Source organism: Streptomyces durhamensis (assembly GCF_000725475.1).
Lineage (GTDB): Bacteria > Actinomycetota > Actinomycetes > Streptomycetales > Streptomycetaceae > Streptomyces > Streptomyces filipinensis.
Genome location: NZ_JNXR01000036.1, coordinates 31,679 through 47,616 on the forward strand (window position 1 = coordinate 31,679; position 15,938 = coordinate 47,616).

Genomic DNA, 15,938 nt, shown 5'->3' on the forward strand with positions numbered 1-15,938 from the left:
GCTGCCGGACCCGGTCGGCCGGGTCCGGTCAGCCCGGCAGGTCCGCCGCGTCGGCCGGTGCGCCGGGTGTGTCCAGGCCGACCAGAGTGTCCGGGGTGTCCGGGGTGTCGGGGGCGTCCGGAGGGGGTGCCGGGGCGCCCGGGAGCATGAGGACCGCCGTGGTGCCGCCGCCCTCGGCCGGGGCCAGGGCGACCTGGCCGCCCGCCCGCTCGACCGTGCGGGCCACGATGGACAGGCCGAGGCCCGAACCGGGCAGGGCGCGGGCGCTGGGGGAGCGCCAGAACCGGTCGAAGACGTGCGGGAGTTCGTCCTCGGCGATGCCGGGACCGTGGTCGCGGACCGTGAGGACGCCCCCGGCCAGCCGCACCTCGATCGTGCCGCCCACCGGACTGAACTTCACCGCGTTGTCGAGGACGTTGACAACCGCCCGCTCCAGGGCGGAGGGCTCCGCCCGGACGTACCAGGGCTCCAGGTCCGCCGTGATCGTCAGCTCCGGCCCGCGCAGGCGGGCCCGGCGCAGGGCCGCCTCGACCGCGTCCCGGAACGGCACCACCTGCACGCGCTCGCCGCGCTGCCCCTCCGAGCGGGACAGTTCCTGCAGGTCACCGATGAGCGCGGCCAGTTCGGTCATCTGCGCCTTCACCGAGGCGAGCAGGGCCCTGCGGTCCTCGGGCGGAAGCGGACGGCCCGTCTCCTCGCTGCGGGTGAGGAGTTCGATGTTCGTGCGCAACGACGTGAGGGGCGTACGCAGTTCATGGCCGGCGTCGGCGATCAGCTGCTGCTGGAGGTCGCGGGAGCTGGCCAGCGAGGCGGTCATGGAGTTGAAGGACCGGGAGAGCCGGGCGACCTCGTCCTCGCTGTCGTCCTCCACCGGGATGCGCACGGTCAGGTCCTCGGTCCGGGCCACGTGCTCCACGGCCTCGGTCAGCTTGTCCACGGGGCGCAGGCCCGCACGGGCGACGGCGAGACCCGCGGCGCCGGCCCCGACGACCCCCACGCCGGAGACCAGAAGGAGGATGAGCGCGAGGTCGTTGAGGGTCTTCTCGGTGTTCTCCAGCGGGACGGCGGTCATCCAGGCGGCACCGGGATAGGACGCGGGCCCGTTGTCGGTCATGACCACGAGCGGCATGGTGAGCACCCGCAGGGGGTGGCCCTCGGTGTCCGTGCCGTTGCGGAGGATGCCCCCCTGGCTGGTGTCGCGTCCGACGATCACCCGGTCGGCCGGGGTGGTCCTCACCACGCCCGCGGATTCGGGCCAGACGCACGCGGTGCCGTCCGTCTTGACCAGCTGGGAGTAGGCGCGCGGGCCGTTGTACACCGTCTCCGTCGGCTTCTGCGGGCACGCCGTCAGCAGGTCGAGCACCCTCCCGGACGGCACGGCGTGCTGCGAGGTGTTCTCCAGGTCCCTGTCGACCAGGTCGTACATCTTCCGCTGCACGATGAACCACGCGGTCATCGACACCGCCGCCACCGCGAACGCCACCGCGGCCGCGACCAGCATCGCCAGCCTGGCCCGGATGGGCAGCGCCCGACAGCGCCGTACCAGCTTGTTCACTCCGCGCCGCCCTGGCGCAGCACGTATCCGACGCCCCGCACCGTGTGCACGAGGCGCGGCTCGCCGCCGGCCTCGGTCTTGCGCCGCAGGTACATGACGTAGACGTCGAGCGAGTTGGAGGAGGGCTCGAAGTCGAAGCCCCAGACGGCCTTCAGGATCTGCTCGCGGGTGAGGACCTGGCGCGGGTGGGCCATGAACATCTCCAGGAGCGTGAATTCCGTGCGGGTCAGCTCGACCCGGCGCCCGCCCCGGGTCACCTCGCGGGTCGCCAGGTCCATCCGCAGGTCGGCGAAGGTGAGGGCCTCGTCCTCCTGGGCCCGGGCCGACACGGCGGCCGCGTAGGAGCTGCGCCGCAGCAGCGCGCGGATACGGGCGAACAGCTCGTCCAGTTCGAAGGGCTTGACCAGGTAGTCGTCGGCGCCCGCGTCCAGCCCGGTCACCCGGTCGCCCACCGTGTCGCGGGCCGTGAGCATCAGGATCGGGGTGGTGTCGCCGGCCCCGCGGATGCGGCGGGCCGCCGTGAGGCCGTCCATGCGGGGCATCTGGATGTCGAGGACGACCAGGTCGGGCCGGTAGGCGGTCGCCTTCTCCAGCGCGTCCGCGCCGTCGACGGCCACCTCCGTGTCGTACCCGTCGAACGCGAGGCTGCGCTGCAGCGCCTCGCGCACGGCCGGCTCGTCGTCGACGATCAGGATGCGCTGGGGTTCACGGTCGCCTTCGGCGGGGCTCATCGCTCGCGATTCCTCGGGGTGCGGTGGACGGGGTGAACGGGGCTGAGGGATGAAACGGACGTCTCTCAGCCTGCCACGGACGGCGGTCCGGGCGGCACACCGCCGGGTTCAGGCCTGGACCGCGGTGAGGCGGCGCAGCGGCACCTTGCGGCGGTGCAGACGGGCGGGGGAGGTGCGCAGGCCCATCAGCTCGGTGGGCACGGGCGGCGCGGCCACTCCCGGGACGCGGGGCGTCGGGACGGGCGCGTGCAGATCGCGGACGATCGACAGGGCGAGGGTGACGTCGGCGGGACGGAGGCCGGCGATCTTGTGCGAGAAATGCTGGATCATGACGTACTCCCTGCTGACAGTGCTGCCTTTTGCTGCCTGGGCCGGCGGTGCTGCCTGTGTGCGGGCTAGTTGCCGTTGCCCGCCCGCAGCTTGGCCAGGTCGGACTTAACGGTGTTGACGGGGATCGCGAAGCCGAGGCCGATGCTGCCCGCGTCCGAGGACGAGGAGGACTGCCGGCTCGACGAGTACATCGCGGAGTTGATGCCGATGACGTTGCCGCTCGCGTCGATCAGCGCGCCGCCGGAGTTGCCGGGGTTCAGCGAGGCGTCGGTCTGGATCGCCTTGTAGGTCGTCGTGGACGAGCCCGTGTCGCCGTTGAACTCACGGCCGCCGAACTGGAACGGCCACTGGCCGTCGCCGCCCTGGCCCTGACCCTGGTTCTCGTCGGTGGAGACGGTCACGTCCCGGTCGAGAGCGGAGACGATGCCGCTGGTGACGGTGCCGGTCAGACCCTCGGGGGAGCCGATCGCGACGACCGAGTCACCGACCTGGACGCCGGAGGAGTTGCCGAGCGAGGCCGGCTTCAGCCCGGTGGCGCCCCGGAGCTTGATCAGTGCGAGGTCCTTGGAGCTGTCGGTGCCGACGACGTCGGCGGTGTAGCTCCTGCCGTCGCTGGTGCGCACCTTGATGGTCTGCGCGCCGGAGATGACGTGGTTGTTGGTGACGATCTCGCCGTTCGACGTGATGACCACGCCGGAGCCGGTGGACGAGCCGTTGCCGAGGGTGGCGTTGATCTCGACGACGCTCGGGCTGACCGCGGCGGCGATCGTGGCGACGTCGCCCTTCTTGCCGGCGGGCACCACGTTCGTGGCCGTACCGGTGGAGGCGACCGTGTCCTCGCCGGCCAGCTCCTGGAAGCCGTAGGCGGTGGCGCCGCCGACCGCCGCCGCCACGATCGCGACGGCCGCGAGGAGGGCGACGGGGCCGCGGTTGCGCCTGCGCCGCGGCTCGGGTGCGGGCAGGGCGTCCGTCGCCGTCGGGGGCCCGTACGGCGGCGGGGGCGGCCACTCGGGGTTCACGGGAGCGGAGTAGCTGTGCGGCTGCTGGGGGTGTGCACCCTGGCTCTCGGTCATGTCCAGAAGAGTCCCCCGTGACCATGAGAGCTTCCTGAGTGCCCGCTGAGAAGCCCGGCAGAACCTTGTTTGCCCGATATAAAACCGCTTCTCGTGGTCCGGGGAAGCTTCTCAGGCGGGCTTCATGAAAACACCCCGACCAGCGGGGTTACACGCAGCCGCAGCTCGTGCGGAGCACCAGCCGGGACGGGAACGTCTTCAGCCGCTCCCGCCGGGACCCCGCCACGCGCAGCCCGTCGTCCAGCACCAGGTCGACCGCCGCCCGGGCCATCGCCGAGCGGTCCGAGGCGACCGTGGTCAGCGGCGGGTCGGCCAGCGCGGCCTCCTTGATGTCGTCGAACCCGGCCACCGCCAGCTTGCCGGGCACGTCGATGCGCAGCTCGCGCGCGGCCCGCAGCAGGCCGATCGCCTGGTCGTCGGTGGAGCAGAAGATCGCCGGCGGCCGGTCGGGACCGGAGAGGATGTCCAGGGCGACGCGGTAGGCGTCGTAGCGGTTGTAGGGGGCCTCGAACAGGCGGCCCTCGGTGGGCAGGCCCGCCTCGTCCATGGCCCGCTTCCAGCCCTCGACGTGGTCGGAGACCGGGTCACCGACGGCCGGGGTCTCGGCCGTACCGCCCATACAGGCGACGTACTCGTAGCCGTGCTCCAGCAGGTGGCGGACGGCGAGCTGGGCGCCGCCGAGGTCGTCCGTCACCACGGCCACGTCGTCGATGGCCTCGGGGCGCTCGTGCAGCAGCACCACCCGGGCGTCCCAGGCGTCGATCTCGGCGGCGGCGAGGTCGTTCAGCGCGTGGGAGACGAGGATCAGGCCCGAGACGCGCATGCCGAGGAAGGCGCGCAGATAGTGGACCTCGCGCTCGCCGATGTAGTCGGTGTTGCCGACCAGGACCATCTTTCCGCGCTCGGAGGCGGCCTGCTCGACGGCGTGCGCCATCTCCCCGAAGAAGGGCTGGCGGGCGTCCGGGATGATCAGGCCTATGAGGTCGGTGCGCCGGGACGCCATCGCCTGGGCGACCCGGTCGGGGCGGTACCCCAGTTCCTTGATCGCCGCGAGGACACGCTCGCGCGTGGCCGGGGCGACCGGCCGGGGTCCGTTGTTGATGACATAACTGACGACGGCGGTGGAGGTTCCAGCCAGCCGTGCCACATCATCCCGAGTCACCTTGGCCACGCGCGGAGTCTACGCGGATTGACCTGCTCTGGGCAGGGCGTACCAGTCCTTGGATGTGCGTCGGCGATGCCCGTACGGGCGGCCCTGACAACGGCCCGGCGGGAACCCGCCGGTAACTTTCCGTCGTCTAGGCGTCCGCGGGGATCTCGGCGCCGTCCCGGGCGGCCGATGCATCCGCATCCTCCGCCTTTGCCCGGTCCGCCTTGGCCCTGGCCTCCTCGCCGGACCGGTCGTTCTTCTCGGGGGTAACGAATCGATAACCGACGTTCCGGACGGTGCCGATCAGCGACTCGTGCTCGGGGCCGAGCTTGGCGCGCAGCCGCCGTACGTGGACGTCGACCGTGCGGGTGCCGCCGAAGTAGTCGTAGCCCCACACCTCCTGCAGCAGCTGGGCGCGGGTGAAGACGCGGCCCGGGTGCTGGGCGAGGTACTTGAGCAGCTCGAACTCCTTGAAGGTGAGGTCGAGGACCCGGCCCTTGAGTTTCGCGCTGTACGTCGCCTCGTCCACCGACAGGTCGCCGTTGCGGATCTCCATCGGGGAGTCGTCGCTGACGATCTGCTGCCGGCCCATGGCCAGCCGCAGCCGGGCCTCCACCTCCGCGGGGCCGGCGGTGTCGAGGAGTACGTCGTCGATGCCCCAGTCGGCGGTGACGGCGGCCAGGCCGCCCTCGGTGACGACGAGGACGAGCGGACAGCCGGGGCCGGTGGAGCGCAGCAGCTGGCACAGGCTGCGCACCTGGGGCAGGTCGCGGCGGCCGTCGACGAGGATGACGTCGGCGCCGGGGGTGTCGACCAGGGCGGGGCCTTCCGCCGGGGCCACCCGCACGTTGTGCAGTAGCAGGCCGAGGGCGGGGAGCACCTCCGTCGACGGCTGGAGGGCGTTGGTCAGCAGTAGCAGAGAACTCATACGTCTGGTTCCTCCTCGGTCCCTGCGAGGACTGTGCGGACGGGCACTGCTCTGCGATCCCGAAGGCCCCGTACACCTGCGGTTTCCCGCTTCGTATACAACGCGTCCGAAAGCACAAAAGGACCCGGGGGCTGCGCTGCCCGAGTCCTCTGCCCAGCAGAATAGCCCACATGAGCAACGGTCCGGCAGGTCATGTGGCGCGTTCCACCGTTCGTCCGTATCGCGAGACAGGCAGACGGGCGCCTATCCGGACGTTTCTGCGCACGGCCGATGGCGTTCCGGTCGATTCCGTATACGACCCGGGCGCGGTCGTATACGAAACGCCTCCGGATGCCTCCCGTACACCCGCACGCGACCTGGTGTTCGTCGTCGCCCACGGGTTCACCGGGGACGTGGACCGTCCGCACGTGCGACGGGTGGCGGGCGTCCTGCGCGGTTACGGCGCGGTCCTCACCTTCTCCTTCCGCGGCCACGGACGCTCCGGCGGCCGTTCCACGGTCGGCGACAGGGAGGTCCTGGACCTCGCCGCGGCCGTGGACCACGCCCGCGGTCTCGGGCACGCGCGCGTGGTCACCCTCGGCTTCTCCATGGGCGGCTCGGTGGTCCTGCGGCACGCGGCCCTGCACCCCGGCGCGGCCGACGCCGTGGTCTCGGTCAGCGCCCCGGCCCGCTGGTACTACCGGGGCACGGCCCCCATGCGCCGCCTGCACTGGCTGGTCACCCGCCCCGCGGGCCGCCTGGTCGGCCGCTACGGCCTGCGCACCCGCATCCACCACCGCGACTGGGACCCGGTGCCGCTGTCCCCGGTGGAGTCCGTCCCCGGGATCGCCCCCACGCCCCTGCTGATCGTGCACGGCGACCGGGACGGCTACTTCCCCCTCGACCACCCCCGGATGCTCGCCGAGGCGGCCGGTGACCACGGGGAACTCTGGGTGGAGCCGGGCATGGGCCATGCCGAGCACGCGGCCGACGACGCGCTCCTCGCCCGGATCGCGCACTGGGCTGTGGGCCGGGCGGGCTAGCCTGACACCATCTGTCTTCTGTCCTTGTCCCTTCCTGCCGCCGATTGAGGAACGAGATGCCCAAGGTCACGGTGCGCTACTGGGCCGCCGCCAAGGCCGCGGCCCAGGTCGCCGAGGAGCCGTACGACGCGGACACGCTCGCCGACGCGCTGGCCGCCGTGCGCGCGCGACACCCCGGTGAACTCACGCGCGTGCTGCAGCGATGCTCCTTCCTCGTCGACGGTGACCCCGTCGGGACCCGCGCGCATGAGACGGTACGGCTGGCCGAGGGCGGCACGGTCGAGGTGCTCCCGCCGTTCGCAGGAGGATGAGGCGATGAGCGACCAGCCGTACCAGGGCGGCCCGTACGAGGGCTACGACCCGTACCAGCAGCAGCAGTGGTCCGGGTACGACCAGCAGCAGTACGGGCAGCAGGCGGGCTACGACCCCCAGCTCACCCAGCACTGGCAGGGGCAGACCTGGGAGACGCAGACGCACGCGTCGATGCAGATGCCCGCGCAGGCCGAGGCGGGGTATCCGCAGCCGCAGCCGTTCGAGGGGCAGTACCAGCAGCAGCAGTATGCGGCGGCCTACCCGGCCGCTCCCCAGCAGCAGCCGCATACGCAGCAGCCGCACACGCAGCAGCAGCCGCAGTCCGAGCCGGCGCCGGCAGCCGCGGCACCGGAAGCCGGGCCGGAGGACGAGCCGGCCTACGGGCCCGCCACGCTCGGCGGCAACGCCCGGATCACGGATGCCCAGCGGGCGCGCCTGGAGGGCCGTTCGCCGATCATCGAGCCCGGGATGCAGCCGGCGCTGCTGACCGCGGTGCTGGGCCTGCTGCTGGCCGCGACGGCGCCGGTCGCCTCGTTCGCGCTGGTCGTCCCGCTGGTGCTGCTCCAGGCGGTGACCGCGGCGGGCTGGTTCCGGCTGAACGGCATGTGGCCGGCCCGGCAGGGCATCGCGCTCGCCTTCGCGGGCGGGCTCGCCGCGGACGTGGCCGTCCTGGCCGCGGGCCGCGACCACGTGCCCGCCGCGATCCTCGGCCCGCTCGGCGTCTGGGTCCTGCTGAGCCTGGTCCTGCAGCTGCGCTCGCACGCCTCGCCGGACGAGCGGATGTACGGCCTGATGGCCACGGTCGTCTCGGCGGCGCTGTCGATCCTGGCCACCGGGTATCTGGGTGCCGATCCGCACGCGGTGTCCGTGGGCGCGGCGGCGGTCGCGGTGGCGGTCCTGGCCCGGGCCCTGCCCCTGCCGGCCCCCGTCTCCGTCGTGGTGTCCCTGATGGCCGCCGCCGGCGCGGGGATCGCGGTGGGCGGGATGACCGGGATGGGTGCGAAGGGCGCCGCCCTGGGAGCGGCGGCCGGCGTCTGCGCGCTGATCGGACACCGGGTCGCCAGCTACGACTACCCCTCCCGCTTCGTGCACTTCACCGCGGGCGTGGCGCTGCCCCTGTCGGCGGCGGCGCCGGTGGTGTGGGTGCTGGGGCGCGCCCTGGGCTAGCCGTCGCAGGGCTGCGGGCGCGTCGCCGGGTGCGGGCGCGTGGAGCCCTTTCGCGCAGTTCCCCGCGCCCCTGACCGAGCTGCGGGCGACCTACCTGAGGGGCGCCGGGAACGGCGCGATCAGCCACGGCAGACCCGCACCCGGCAGACGACCCACACCCCCACCGCGGGAAACCGAAGGGCCGTACCCCACCGGCGTCCAACCCAGGGGTACGGCCCTTCGGCCCGTCACGGGACCCGCTCAGATCGCGATGGCGACCTCCGCAAGGCCGCCCTGCTGGGCGACGACGGTGCGGTCGGCGGAGCCGCCCGGAACCAGCGCCCGGAGGGTCCACGTGCCCTCGGCCGCGTAGAACCGGAACTGACCGGTCGCGGAGGTGGGCACCTCCGCGGTGAACTCGCCGGTCGAGTCGAGCAGACGGACGTAGCCCGTCACCGGCTCGCCGTCGCGGGTCACCTGACCCTGGATCGTGGTCTCACCGGGCTTGATCGTAGAGGCGTCGGGACCGCCGGCCTTCGCTCCGCACATGCTGTTTCTCCTGATGAAGGGGTGGGTCTTACTTGCCGGCGCCGAGCTCGATCGGCACGCCGACGAGGGAGCCGTACTCGGTCCAGGAACCGTCGTAGTTCTTGACGTTCTCGACGCCGAGCAGCTCGTGCAGCACGAACCAGGTCAGGGCCGAGCGCTCACCGATGCGGCAGTAGGCGATCGTGTCCTTGGCGAGGTCCACGTTCTCCTCGGCGTAGAGGGCCTTGAGGTCCTCGTCCGACTTGAAGGTGCCGTCGTCGTTGGCGTTCTTCGACCACGGGATGTTGCGGGCGCTCGGGACGTGGCCCGGACGCTGCGACTGCTCCTGCGGCAGGTGCGCCGGGGCGAGCAGCTTGCCGGAGAACTCGTCGGGCGAGCGGACGTCGACGAGGTTCTGCGAGCCGATCGCGGCGACGACGTCGTCACGGAAGGCGCGGATGGAGGTGTCCTGCGCCTTGGCCTTGTAGTCGGTGGCCGGGCGCTCGGGGACCTCGTCGCCGGCGACCAGCTCGCGGGCGTCCAGCTCCCACTTCTTGCGGCCGCCGTCGAGGAGCTTCACGTTCTCGTGGCCGTAGAGCTTGAAGTACCAGTAGGCGTAGGACGCGAACCAGTTGTTGTTGCCGCCGTAGAGGATCACCAGCGTGTCGTTGGCGATGCCCTTCTTCGACAGGAGCTTCTCGAAGCCCTCCTGGTCGATGAAGTCACGGCGCACCGGGTCCTGGAGGTCCTTGGTCCAGTCGATGCGGATGGCGTTCTTGATGTGGTTCTTCTCGTAGGCGGACGTGTCCTCGTCCACCTCGACGATGGCGATGGCCGGGTCGTCCAGGTGCTCCTGCAGCCAGTCGGCGTCGACCAGGACGTCGGTGCGGCTCATGCTCTTTCTCCTCCGGGGCAGTTGCGGCGGGGCGTGCGAGTAGAGGGGTGCGCGCGCTCAAGGGCGGGCGACGCACGGGTGCCCTTCCAGCAGGGCGGCTGAGAGATGCGGAAGTCGGGGACTTTCGCTCAGAAGGGGCGACAGAGCATGGCGGCAACGCGGCACAGGTCCACTGCCCGCCGCTTCGTGAGATCCGCCTGTCGCTTCATGGGCCCGATCGTAGGGATGTCCGGGCGGGCATGTCACCGGTGTGTCATATCGCGAGACGCGATCGTCCGTATAGCGGGATGAGAAAAGCGCCCGGTGGCCGTCCGGGGCCTGCCGGGCGCTCGTGTGGAGCGGTGTATCTACGTTACGGACGACGTCGTCTCGCCAGTCGGACGATCGGCTCCGCCGGCCGTGTTCCTACCCCGCCAGCTTGACGTCGGAACCCTTCACCGTGATCTCCACGCCGTCCTTCGCGGCCTGCACCTTGTCCAGCTTGATGCCGCCGGGCAGCCGGTCGATGGCCTGCTGGAAGTCGGTGATCTCGCGGATGCGGTTCTCGGCGATCGCGGCGGCGCCGAGCTTGGGCAGCGAGTCGGCGTGCACCTGCACCTTGTCGTTCTCGACGGTCACCGTGCTGAGCACGGGCACGGTCTGCTTGATCCCGAGGGCCGAGACGGTGCCCTCCACCATGACCTTGATCTTGCCGTTGCCGCCGTCGGAGAGGCCGACGATCCGGGCCGTGATCCCGGGGGCGACCTCGGCCGGCCGGGAGTCGGCGGTCTTCAGCAGCTCGGAGTAGGAGATCGTCGCGGTGCCGGTGGCGCTGGAGGCGGTGGCGGAGCTGTAGTCCCCGGAGAACGAGACGCCCTTCATGTCGGCCTTCAGGTCGTCGACCCGGACGGTCTGCCCGGGCTTGCCGGTGGCGGCCTCGTAGTCCTTGATGCCGACCTCGACGTCGTCCAGCGAACCGCCCGCCACCTGGGTGAGGAACGGGAACCCCTTGATGTCCACGTCCGGCGTCGAGGCCAGGTTCTCGGTCGCCTTCAGCTTGTCGGCGGCCTCCCCCTCGGCGAAGTGCACGGCCACCCGGTCCGCGATCACGAACAGCCCGCCCAGGATCACGACGAGGATGAGGATGATTCGCAGGGCGCGCATGTGATGTTTCCCCCCGGGGTGACGATGTGTGGCTACGCCACGGTAACCGCGTGGGGCCGGGCCGGGCAGCGATTGTCGATCACTTGTGACAGGTCTTGCCGGTTCTACCCTGGACTCATGTACGCGCGGCGGCGCCACCTCTACTTCGCCATGATGGGGACGTGCATCGGCCTTTTCGTCCTGGCGTGGGGGGTCGTGCGCCTGTGGTCGGTGCCGGCGGCGGTCGGCATGTGCATCGTGGCCATGGTCATCCCGCCGGTCGCCGCGATGGTCGCCAACCGGCGGGGTCCGGAGGACCGCTGGTGGGACGACCCCTCCGGCGACCCCAAGTCCGACGAGTGGTGGGACGAGCTGGACGGCAAGAAGCGCCCGCGCTCCTAGGCCGGCCGGGTCAGTAGACGAGCGCCTGGGTGTCGTCGCCGAGGGCCTCCTGCACGAAGACCTGCGCGCCCGCGATGCGCACGCCTTCGATGACGTCCTTCTCGGTGATCTCCCGCCGGGCCGCGCACTGCGTGCACAGCGTGATGCGCCCGGCGGCGAGGATCGAGTCGATCAGGTCCGGCAGCGGTGCCGCGTGCGGCAGCTCGAACTCGGCGGCCCGCCCCGGCAGCGCGAACCAGGACGACTCCCCGGTCAGCCACAGCGACACCTCGACGCCGCTGGCCACGGCCACCGCCGCCACGGTGAACGCCTGCGAGCAGCGCTCGGGGGCGTCCGCCCCTGCCGTCACCTTGATCACGAGCTTCTTGGTCATGCGGGAAGCGTAGTCGCGGCGACGATCGTCACGAGCAGTGTGGCGACACAGAGGACGGTGAGTACGCCGCTCACGGTGGCGCCGTCGAGCCGGGGGCGCCGCCGGTGGCGGTGCCGGTGCCGGTCGGCGTGGCCGGGGTGGAAGGGCGGGATCGCGTAGCCCGGCGAGAGCGGGGTCCCCTCATACGGTGTGCCGTGCTCCGCCCGGTACCGCCGGCACTCCTCGTAGGGCAGACCGCCCTGGACGCCGCTCATGCCCGGTGCTCCTGTCGCTGGTGCTTGCGGAGCAGCACGTTGGCGTCGGTCTCCGCGCTCCGGTCGTGCGCCGTCCGCGCCGCGTCCCGCAGCCCGGCCAGCTTTCCGCACGCCGTGCAGCCAGGCACCGGCCGGGGCGGCCGGCTGAGCTCGTCGGGGTCGGGCGGCACGGCCCGGGTCCGCACGTTCACCGCGTGGACGCTCGCGCTGAGGCGTTCGCGGTCCGTGGCGGGGCGCAGTGCGGCGGGGTCGGCCTGCCATTCCCGGCCACCGCCGACGGGGCGCAGCATCGCGTACGGCCCCGAGCGGTCCTGGTACTCGCCGACGCGGCGGGTGGCGGGGTCGTAGAGGAGGGATCCGGGTTCGAGCGGCTCCGACTTCGTTGTCATCGGGCTTCGCACCTTTCCGTGAACGCCTGTGCGCAGCGCACCGCCAGGGCTACGCTGCGTGTTCGGGATTGCTTATGAGCATGGCGCATGGAAACGGCGTTTGGGCTGTTGAGCGGCCCAAATTCAACGCTGGGGCAGCCAAATTCAACAAATTCAACAGGAGCGCGATGCCGCAGCGGCTGGTGATCACGGGGCGGAGTCAGGAACCGAGGGGGCGGTTCGCCGAGGAGTTACGGCGCCTGAGGAGCGAGCGGGGCCTGAGCCTGCGGGACCTCGCGAAGGAGGTGGGCTGGGACGCGTCCCTGTTCAGCAAGATGGAGGGTGGGCGGACGCTGGGCGGCCCGGAGGTCGTCCAGGCGCTGGACCAGTACTACGGGACGCCTGGGCTGCTGGTGACGCTGTGGGAGCTGGCGGTGGCGGACCCTACGCAGTTCAAGGAGCAGTACCGCCGGTACATGGTGCTGGAGGCTGAGGCGGTGAATCTCTGGCACTACGCCGTGAGCAGGCCTCCGGGGCTTCTTCAGGCCGACGGGTACGCGCGCGAAGCACTTGCGGCGGGTGGCCTTGAGGGGCGAGAGCTGGACCAGCAGGTGGAGGCGCGCGTCGGTCGACGGGAGTTGCTCAAGGGCCGCGAGGCGCCGACGTTCCGAAGCATCCTCTCCGAGGCGGTGCTGCGGACGTCGTTGCGCAACGCGCAGGAGTGGCGGGAGCAGCTGGAGTACCTGGCGGAGGCGTCGGAGCGCCCGAACGTCACGCTCCAGGTGCTGCCGTTCAGCGCAGGTTCGCACGGCCTGGCAAGTACGGACCTGATGTTCCTGCGACTGCTGGACAGCCGTACCGTGGCTTACGCCGAGAACGACGTACACGGTGAACTGATCGAGGAACCAAGCAGGGTTGAGCGATTTCAGCGCACTTATGATGCGGTGCGCGACATGGCCCTGTCCCCGGTCGAGTCGCGGAAGTTCATCCTGCGGATGTTGGAGGAAGTGCCGTGCGAGCCATCGACCTGAACGGCGTGACGTGGCGCAAGAGCAGCCACAGCAACTCGGACGGCGGCCAGTGCGTAGAGGTCGCTGAAAACCTCCCCCTCCCCCTCGTCCCCGTCCGTGACAGCAAGGACACCACCCGCACCCCCCTGCTGATCGGCGCGGGCGCCTGGTCCGCCTTTGTCGAGGGGGTCAAGCGGAGCTGACGCTCAGCCGAAGATTCCCGCGTTCAGCGGGGCGCCGACCAGGCCTGTGACGTCCGACAGGGCCGCGGAGTCATCGGTGCCGGAAGCGGGGGTGTGTTCCGTGGAGTCGGTGTCCTGGGCCTGGGCGGTGGCCGGCATGACCGCCAGCAGCAGTCCGGCAGCCGTACCCGTCGCCACTCTTCGCAGCACAGTGAGCATGCTCTTCTCTCCGATCGCTTGACCTTTGGATCAAGGTTCGGTGCCGACCGGTCCGGGGGCGAGCCGGGCGGGCTGAACGGGGCCGGGGACCTGGTCGGCCCACCTGATAAAGAGAGCCCGACCCCGGCCGCGTAAGCTGGGCTCCGGCTCTGTCGTATGCCTGCCCTCGCCCAAGGAGCACCCGTGGAAGCATTCTTCGAAACCCTGCTGGTCCTGGTCTGCGTCGGCGTGCTCGCCTTCGCCGGTCTGACCGTGAAGAAGCTGTACCAGGGCCAGCGCTGACCCCCACCTAGGAACCGCACCTCATGATCGAGATCCCGTCCGACCTGCACAAGGACCTCGTCCCGCTCGCCTTCCTGCTCGGCAACTGGGCCGGTGCGGGCGTGCACGACTTTCCCGGCTCGGAGAAGTGCAACTTCGGCCAGGAGGTCAGCTTCACCCACGACGGCCGGGACTTCCTGGAGTACCACTCCCACACCTGGGTGCTGGACAACGACGGCAACAAGGTCCGCCCGCTGGAGTCGGAGTCCGGCTTCTGGCGGATCGACGCCGACCGCAAGGTCGAGATCACGATGGTCCGCGACGACGGCGTCATCGAGATCTGGTACGGCGAGATGGCCGACAAGAAGCCGCAGATCGACCTGGTCACGGACGCCGTCGCCCGGACGGCCGCCTCGCAGCCGTACAGCGGTGGCAAGCGGCTCTACGGCTACGTCAAGAGCGACCTGATGTGGGTCGGCGAGAAGCAGACCCCCGAGGTCGAGCTGCGCCCCTACATGTCGGCCCACCTGAAGAAGGTCGTCACCCCGGAGGACGTCGAGCGCTGGGCCAAGGCCCTGCCCGACGACATGCCGGACGACGGGATCGCGTTCTTCAAGTAGTCATAGACTCGGCGGTGTGGTGAGCACCGACTGGAAGAGCGATCTCAGGCAGCGCGGCTACCGGCTGACGCCGCAGCGGCAGCTTGTCCTCGAAGCCGTGGACACCCTTGAGCACGCGACCCCCGACGACATCCTCGTGGAAGTGAGGAAGACGGCGTCGGGGGTCAACATTTCCACGGTCTACCGGACCCTGGAGCTGCTGGAGGAGCTGGGCCTGGTCAGCCACGCCCACCTCGGACACGGTGCGCCGACCTACCACCTCGCCGACCGCCACCACCATCTGCACCTGGTGTGCCGGGACTGCGAGAACGTGATCGAGGCCGACGTGGACGTCGCCTCGGAGTTCACGGCGAAGCTGCGCGCGCAGTTCGGCTTCGACACCGACATGAAGCACTTCGCGATCTTCGGCCGGTGCAAGGACTGTTCGCTGAAGAGTTCAACTACCACGGCGTAGGCTGGCCATATGAAGAGCCCCCTGCTGTCGCTGCCCGGCGCCGTCCCCGCCGAGGGTGTGGACGAAGGTGTCGCCGCCCACTACGGCGACCTGTTCCGCGAGCAGCGTGCCCTCGCCGACGGCACCGGATTCGTCGACCTCTCGCACCGGGGCGTCGTCACCGTCTCCGGTGCGGACCGGCTGAGCTGGCTGCATCTGCTGCTCACCCAGCACGTCAGTGACCTGCCCGCGGGCGAGGCGACCGAGGCGCTGATCCTGTCCGCGCACGGGCACATCGAGCACGCGCTGTACCTGGTGGACGACGGCAGCACCGTCTGGGCGCACGTGGAGCCCGGAACGCAGGACGCGCTGATCGCCTATCTGGAGTCGATGAAGTTCTTCTACCGGGTGGAGGTCGCCGACCGCACCGGTGACATCGCCGTGGTGCACCTGCCCGCCGGTTCCATCGGCGAGGTCCCGCAGGGCGTCGTCGTACGGGAGACGCCGTACGGCCGTGATCTGTTCCTGCCCCGCGCCGACCTGGAGTCCTTCGCGGCCACGCACGGCCCGGCCGTCGGCCTGCTCGCCCATGAGGCGCTGCGCGTCGAGCACCACCGGCCGCGGCTCGGCTTCGAGACCGACCACCGGACGATCCCGCACGAGCTGGGCTGGATCGGTTCGGCGGTGCACCTGCAGAAGGGCTGCTACCGCGGCCAGGAGACGGTCGCCCGGGTCCAGAACCTGGGCAAGCCGCCGCGCCGGCTGGTCTTCCTGCACCTGGACGGCAGCGACGTCCATCTGCCGGTGCCGGGCACGGAGATCCGTGTCGCGGACGAGGGCCCCGACGGCCGGAAGATCGGTTTCGTGACGACGTCGGTGCGCCACCACGAGCTGGGCCCGGTGGCGCTGGCGCTGGTCAAGCGGAACGTGCCCGTCGATGCGCGGCTCCTGGCCGGAGACACGGCGGCGGCTCAGGAAGTGATCGTCGAGCCGTAGCGCCGTCCGGGCGCGGACCACGGGCGGC

At 71.0% G+C, this 15,938-nt stretch carries 23 protein-coding genes; 9 read left to right on the plus strand and 14 right to left on the minus strand.

All coding sequences use genetic code 11. The features are described 5' to 3' along the window. Positions 1-28: 28 nt before the first annotated feature. The 6 genes from IO33_RS0136785 to IO33_RS0136810 form a co-directional block, all read right to left on the minus strand. Positions 29-1,555 (minus strand): sensor histidine kinase, encoded by a 1,527-nt coding sequence (locus IO33_RS0136785; RefSeq protein WP_078964040.1) that lies wholly within the window; start codon positions 1,553-1,555, stop codon positions 29-31. After that, positions 1,552-2,286 carry a response regulator transcription factor gene (locus IO33_RS0136790; RefSeq protein ID WP_031173287.1) on the minus strand — a complete coding sequence of 245 codons (735 nt, stop codon included), beginning with the start codon at positions 2,284-2,286 and terminating at the stop codon, positions 1,552-1,554. The genes IO33_RS0136785 and IO33_RS0136790 overlap by 4 nt, the downstream gene beginning before the upstream one ends. Positions 2,287-2,394: 108 nt before the next feature. Beyond that, positions 2,395-2,616, minus strand: a complete 222-nt coding sequence (locus tag IO33_RS0136795) for a hypothetical protein (protein ID WP_031173289.1) — start codon at positions 2,614-2,616, stop codon at positions 2,395-2,397. Between the two features lie 65 nt (positions 2,617-2,681). Next, positions 2,682-3,689 (minus strand): S1C family serine protease, encoded by a 1,008-nt coding sequence (locus IO33_RS0136800; protein WP_031173291.1) that lies wholly within the window; start codon positions 3,687-3,689, stop codon positions 2,682-2,684. 148 nt (positions 3,690-3,837) lie between these two features. Continuing rightward, positions 3,838-4,860 carry a LacI family DNA-binding transcriptional regulator gene (locus IO33_RS0136805; protein WP_078964041.1) on the minus strand — a complete coding sequence of 341 codons (1,023 nt, stop codon included), beginning with the start codon at positions 4,858-4,860 and terminating at the stop codon, positions 3,838-3,840. Positions 4,861-4,987: 127 nt separating this feature from the next. Then, complete coding sequence (locus IO33_RS0136810) at positions 4,988-5,767, minus strand: winged helix-turn-helix transcriptional regulator (RefSeq protein ID WP_031173294.1); 780 nt, start codon at positions 5,765-5,767, stop codon at positions 4,988-4,990. Between the two features lie 170 nt (positions 5,768-5,937). On the opposite strand from IO33_RS0136810, the gene IO33_RS0136815 reads away from it, so the two are divergent. From IO33_RS0136815 to IO33_RS0136825, 3 genes are read left to right on the plus strand one after another with little or no spacing between them, the layout of a single operon-like run. After that, positions 5,938-6,789: an alpha/beta hydrolase gene (locus IO33_RS0136815; protein ID WP_107069468.1), complete on the plus strand. Its 852-nt coding sequence runs from the start codon at positions 5,938-5,940 to the stop codon at positions 6,787-6,789. Positions 6,790-6,845: 56 nt separating this feature from the next. Then, on the plus strand, positions 6,846-7,100 hold the full coding sequence (locus IO33_RS0136820) for a MoaD/ThiS family protein (protein WP_031173297.1): 255 nt from the start codon (positions 6,846-6,848) through the stop codon (positions 7,098-7,100). A gap of 4 nt (positions 7,101-7,104) precedes the next feature. Continuing rightward, complete coding sequence (locus IO33_RS0136825; protein WP_031173299.1) at positions 7,105-8,268, plus strand: hypothetical protein; 1,164 nt, start codon at positions 7,105-7,107, stop codon at positions 8,266-8,268. 240 nt (positions 8,269-8,508) lie between these two features. On the opposite strand, the gene IO33_RS0136830 is transcribed toward IO33_RS0136825, so the two are convergent. From IO33_RS0136830 to IO33_RS0136840, 4 genes are all read right to left on the minus strand, one after another. Next, complete coding sequence (locus IO33_RS0136830) at positions 8,509-8,796, minus strand: DUF1416 domain-containing protein (RefSeq protein WP_031173301.1); 288 nt, start codon at positions 8,794-8,796, stop codon at positions 8,509-8,511. A gap of 28 nt (positions 8,797-8,824) precedes the next feature. After that, a complete protein-coding gene (locus IO33_RS0136835; protein ID WP_031173304.1) occupies positions 8,825-9,670 on the minus strand; it encodes a sulfurtransferase in 846 nt (281 codons plus the stop codon). 128 nt (positions 9,671-9,798) lie between these two features. After that, positions 9,799-9,879: an Ms5788A family Cys-rich leader peptide gene (locus IO33_RS54235; protein ID WP_350751515.1), complete on the minus strand. Its 81-nt coding sequence runs from the start codon at positions 9,877-9,879 to the stop codon at positions 9,799-9,801. 196 nt (positions 9,880-10,075) lie between these two features. After that, positions 10,076-10,813, minus strand: a complete 738-nt coding sequence (locus IO33_RS0136840; RefSeq protein WP_031173306.1) for an LmeA family phospholipid-binding protein — start codon at positions 10,811-10,813, stop codon at positions 10,076-10,078. A 117-nt stretch (positions 10,814-10,930) separates the two neighbouring features. Here IO33_RS0136840 and IO33_RS0136845 point away from each other — a divergent pair, with 117 nt between their 5' ends. Continuing rightward, positions 10,931-11,194: a DUF3099 domain-containing protein gene (locus tag IO33_RS0136845; RefSeq protein ID WP_031173308.1), complete on the plus strand. Its 264-nt coding sequence runs from the start codon at positions 10,931-10,933 to the stop codon at positions 11,192-11,194. Between the two features lie 10 nt (positions 11,195-11,204). Here the strand turns inward: IO33_RS0136845 and IO33_RS0136850 are convergent, their stop codons facing one another. The 3 genes from IO33_RS0136850 to IO33_RS0136860 are packed head-to-tail and all read right to left on the minus strand — an operon-like array spanning position 11,205 to position 12,210. Beyond that, positions 11,205-11,567 (minus strand): DsrE family protein, encoded by a 363-nt coding sequence (locus tag IO33_RS0136850; protein WP_031173310.1) that lies wholly within the window; start codon positions 11,565-11,567, stop codon positions 11,205-11,207. Next, entirely contained in the window at positions 11,564-11,821 is a 258-nt protein-coding gene (locus IO33_RS0136855) for a hypothetical protein (protein ID WP_031173311.1), read from the minus strand. The genes IO33_RS0136850 and IO33_RS0136855 overlap by 4 nt, the downstream gene beginning before the upstream one ends. After that, the gene (locus IO33_RS0136860) at positions 11,818-12,210 is read right to left on the minus strand and encodes a hypothetical protein (protein WP_031173312.1); all 393 of its coding nucleotides are present in this window, start codon (positions 12,208-12,210) and stop codon (positions 11,818-11,820) included. Before IO33_RS0136860 ends, IO33_RS0136855 begins: the two co-directional genes overlap by 4 nt. A gap of 167 nt (positions 12,211-12,377) precedes the next feature. On the opposite strand from IO33_RS0136860, the gene IO33_RS0136865 reads away from it, so the two are divergent. Both IO33_RS0136865 and IO33_RS0136870 read left to right on the plus strand, forming a co-directional pair. Next, on the plus strand, positions 12,378-13,220 hold the full coding sequence (locus IO33_RS0136865; protein ID WP_031173314.1) for a helix-turn-helix domain-containing protein: 843 nt from the start codon (positions 12,378-12,380) through the stop codon (positions 13,218-13,220). Next, entirely contained in the window at positions 13,202-13,402 is a 201-nt protein-coding gene (locus IO33_RS0136870) for a DUF397 domain-containing protein (RefSeq protein ID WP_031173315.1), read from the plus strand. The genes IO33_RS0136865 and IO33_RS0136870 overlap by 19 nt, the downstream gene beginning before the upstream one ends. A 3-nt stretch (positions 13,403-13,405) precedes the next feature. On the opposite strand, the gene IO33_RS50705 is transcribed toward IO33_RS0136870, so the two are convergent. Then, positions 13,406-13,600 (minus strand): hypothetical protein, encoded by a 195-nt coding sequence (locus IO33_RS50705; RefSeq protein WP_157857966.1) that lies wholly within the window; start codon positions 13,598-13,600, stop codon positions 13,406-13,408. Positions 13,601-13,905: 305 nt separating this feature from the next. Here IO33_RS50705 and IO33_RS0136885 point away from each other — a divergent pair, with 305 nt between their 5' ends. Genes IO33_RS0136885 through ygfZ form a run of 3 tightly spaced genes read left to right on the plus strand, consistent with a single transcriptional unit; the run spans position 13,906 to position 15,910 of the window. Beyond that, positions 13,906-14,481 (plus strand): heme-binding beta-barrel domain-containing protein, encoded by a 576-nt coding sequence (locus IO33_RS0136885; protein WP_031173319.1) that lies wholly within the window; start codon positions 13,906-13,908, stop codon positions 14,479-14,481. Positions 14,482-14,497: 16 nt separating this feature from the next. Then, entirely contained in the window at positions 14,498-14,935 is a 438-nt protein-coding gene (locus IO33_RS0136890) for a Fur family transcriptional regulator (RefSeq protein ID WP_031173320.1), read from the plus strand. A 9-nt stretch (positions 14,936-14,944) separates the two neighbouring features. Beyond that, entirely contained in the window at positions 14,945-15,910 is a 966-nt protein-coding gene (gene ygfZ, locus IO33_RS0136895) for a CAF17-like 4Fe-4S cluster assembly/insertion protein YgfZ (RefSeq protein ID WP_031173323.1), read from the plus strand. Positions 15,911-15,938: the final 28 nt, after the last annotated feature.

Bases quoted from the DNA above. Each gene is read 5' to 3' on its own strand.
- IO33_RS0136800 (WP_031173291.1), bottom strand. From the start codon at position 3,689: ATGACCGAGAGCCAGGGTGCACACCCCCAGCAGCCGCACAGCTACTCC.
- IO33_RS0136825 (WP_031173299.1), top strand. From the start codon at position 7,105: ATGAGCGACCAGCCGTACCAGGGCGGCCCGTACGAGGGCTACGACCCG.
- IO33_RS0136860 (WP_031173312.1), bottom strand. From the start codon at position 12,210: ATGACAACGAAGTCGGAGCCGCTCGAACCCGGATCCCTCCTCTACGAC.
- ygfZ (WP_031173323.1), top strand. From the start codon at position 14,945: ATGAAGAGCCCCCTGCTGTCGCTGCCCGGCGCCGTCCCCGCCGAGGGT.
- IO33_RS0136840 (WP_031173306.1), bottom strand. From the start codon at position 10,813: ATGCGCGCCCTGCGAATCATCCTCATCCTCGTCGTGATCCTGGGCGGG.
- IO33_RS50705 (WP_157857966.1), bottom strand. From the start codon at position 13,600: ATGCTCACTGTGCTGCGAAGAGTGGCGACGGGTACGGCTGCCGGACTG.
- IO33_RS0136855 (WP_031173311.1), bottom strand. From the start codon at position 11,821: ATGAGCGGCGTCCAGGGCGGTCTGCCCTACGAGGAGTGCCGGCGGTAC.
- IO33_RS0136795 (WP_031173289.1), bottom strand. From the start codon at position 2,616: ATGATCCAGCATTTCTCGCACAAGATCGCCGGCCTCCGTCCCGCCGAC.
- IO33_RS0136830 (WP_031173301.1), bottom strand. From the start codon at position 8,796: ATGTGCGGAGCGAAGGCCGGCGGTCCCGACGCCTCTACGATCAAGCCC.
- IO33_RS0136815 (WP_107069468.1), top strand. From the start codon at position 5,938: ATGAGCAACGGTCCGGCAGGTCATGTGGCGCGTTCCACCGTTCGTCCG.
- IO33_RS0136820 (WP_031173297.1), top strand. From the start codon at position 6,846: ATGCCCAAGGTCACGGTGCGCTACTGGGCCGCCGCCAAGGCCGCGGCC.
- IO33_RS0136835 (WP_031173304.1), bottom strand. From the start codon at position 9,670: ATGAGCCGCACCGACGTCCTGGTCGACGCCGACTGGCTGCAGGAGCAC.
- IO33_RS0136790 (WP_031173287.1), bottom strand. From the start codon at position 2,286: ATGAGCCCCGCCGAAGGCGACCGTGAACCCCAGCGCATCCTGATCGTC.
- IO33_RS0136845 (WP_031173308.1), top strand. From the start codon at position 10,931: ATGTACGCGCGGCGGCGCCACCTCTACTTCGCCATGATGGGGACGTGC.
- IO33_RS0136885 (WP_031173319.1), top strand. From the start codon at position 13,906: ATGATCGAGATCCCGTCCGACCTGCACAAGGACCTCGTCCCGCTCGCC.
- IO33_RS0136865 (WP_031173314.1), top strand. From the start codon at position 12,378: ATGCCGCAGCGGCTGGTGATCACGGGGCGGAGTCAGGAACCGAGGGGG.
- IO33_RS0136810 (WP_031173294.1), bottom strand. From the start codon at position 5,767: ATGAGTTCTCTGCTACTGCTGACCAACGCCCTCCAGCCGTCGACGGAG.
- IO33_RS0136850 (WP_031173310.1), bottom strand. From the start codon at position 11,567: ATGACCAAGAAGCTCGTGATCAAGGTGACGGCAGGGGCGGACGCCCCC.
- IO33_RS54235 (WP_350751515.1), bottom strand. From the start codon at position 9,879: ATGAAGCGACAGGCGGATCTCACGAAGCGGCGGGCAGTGGACCTGTGC.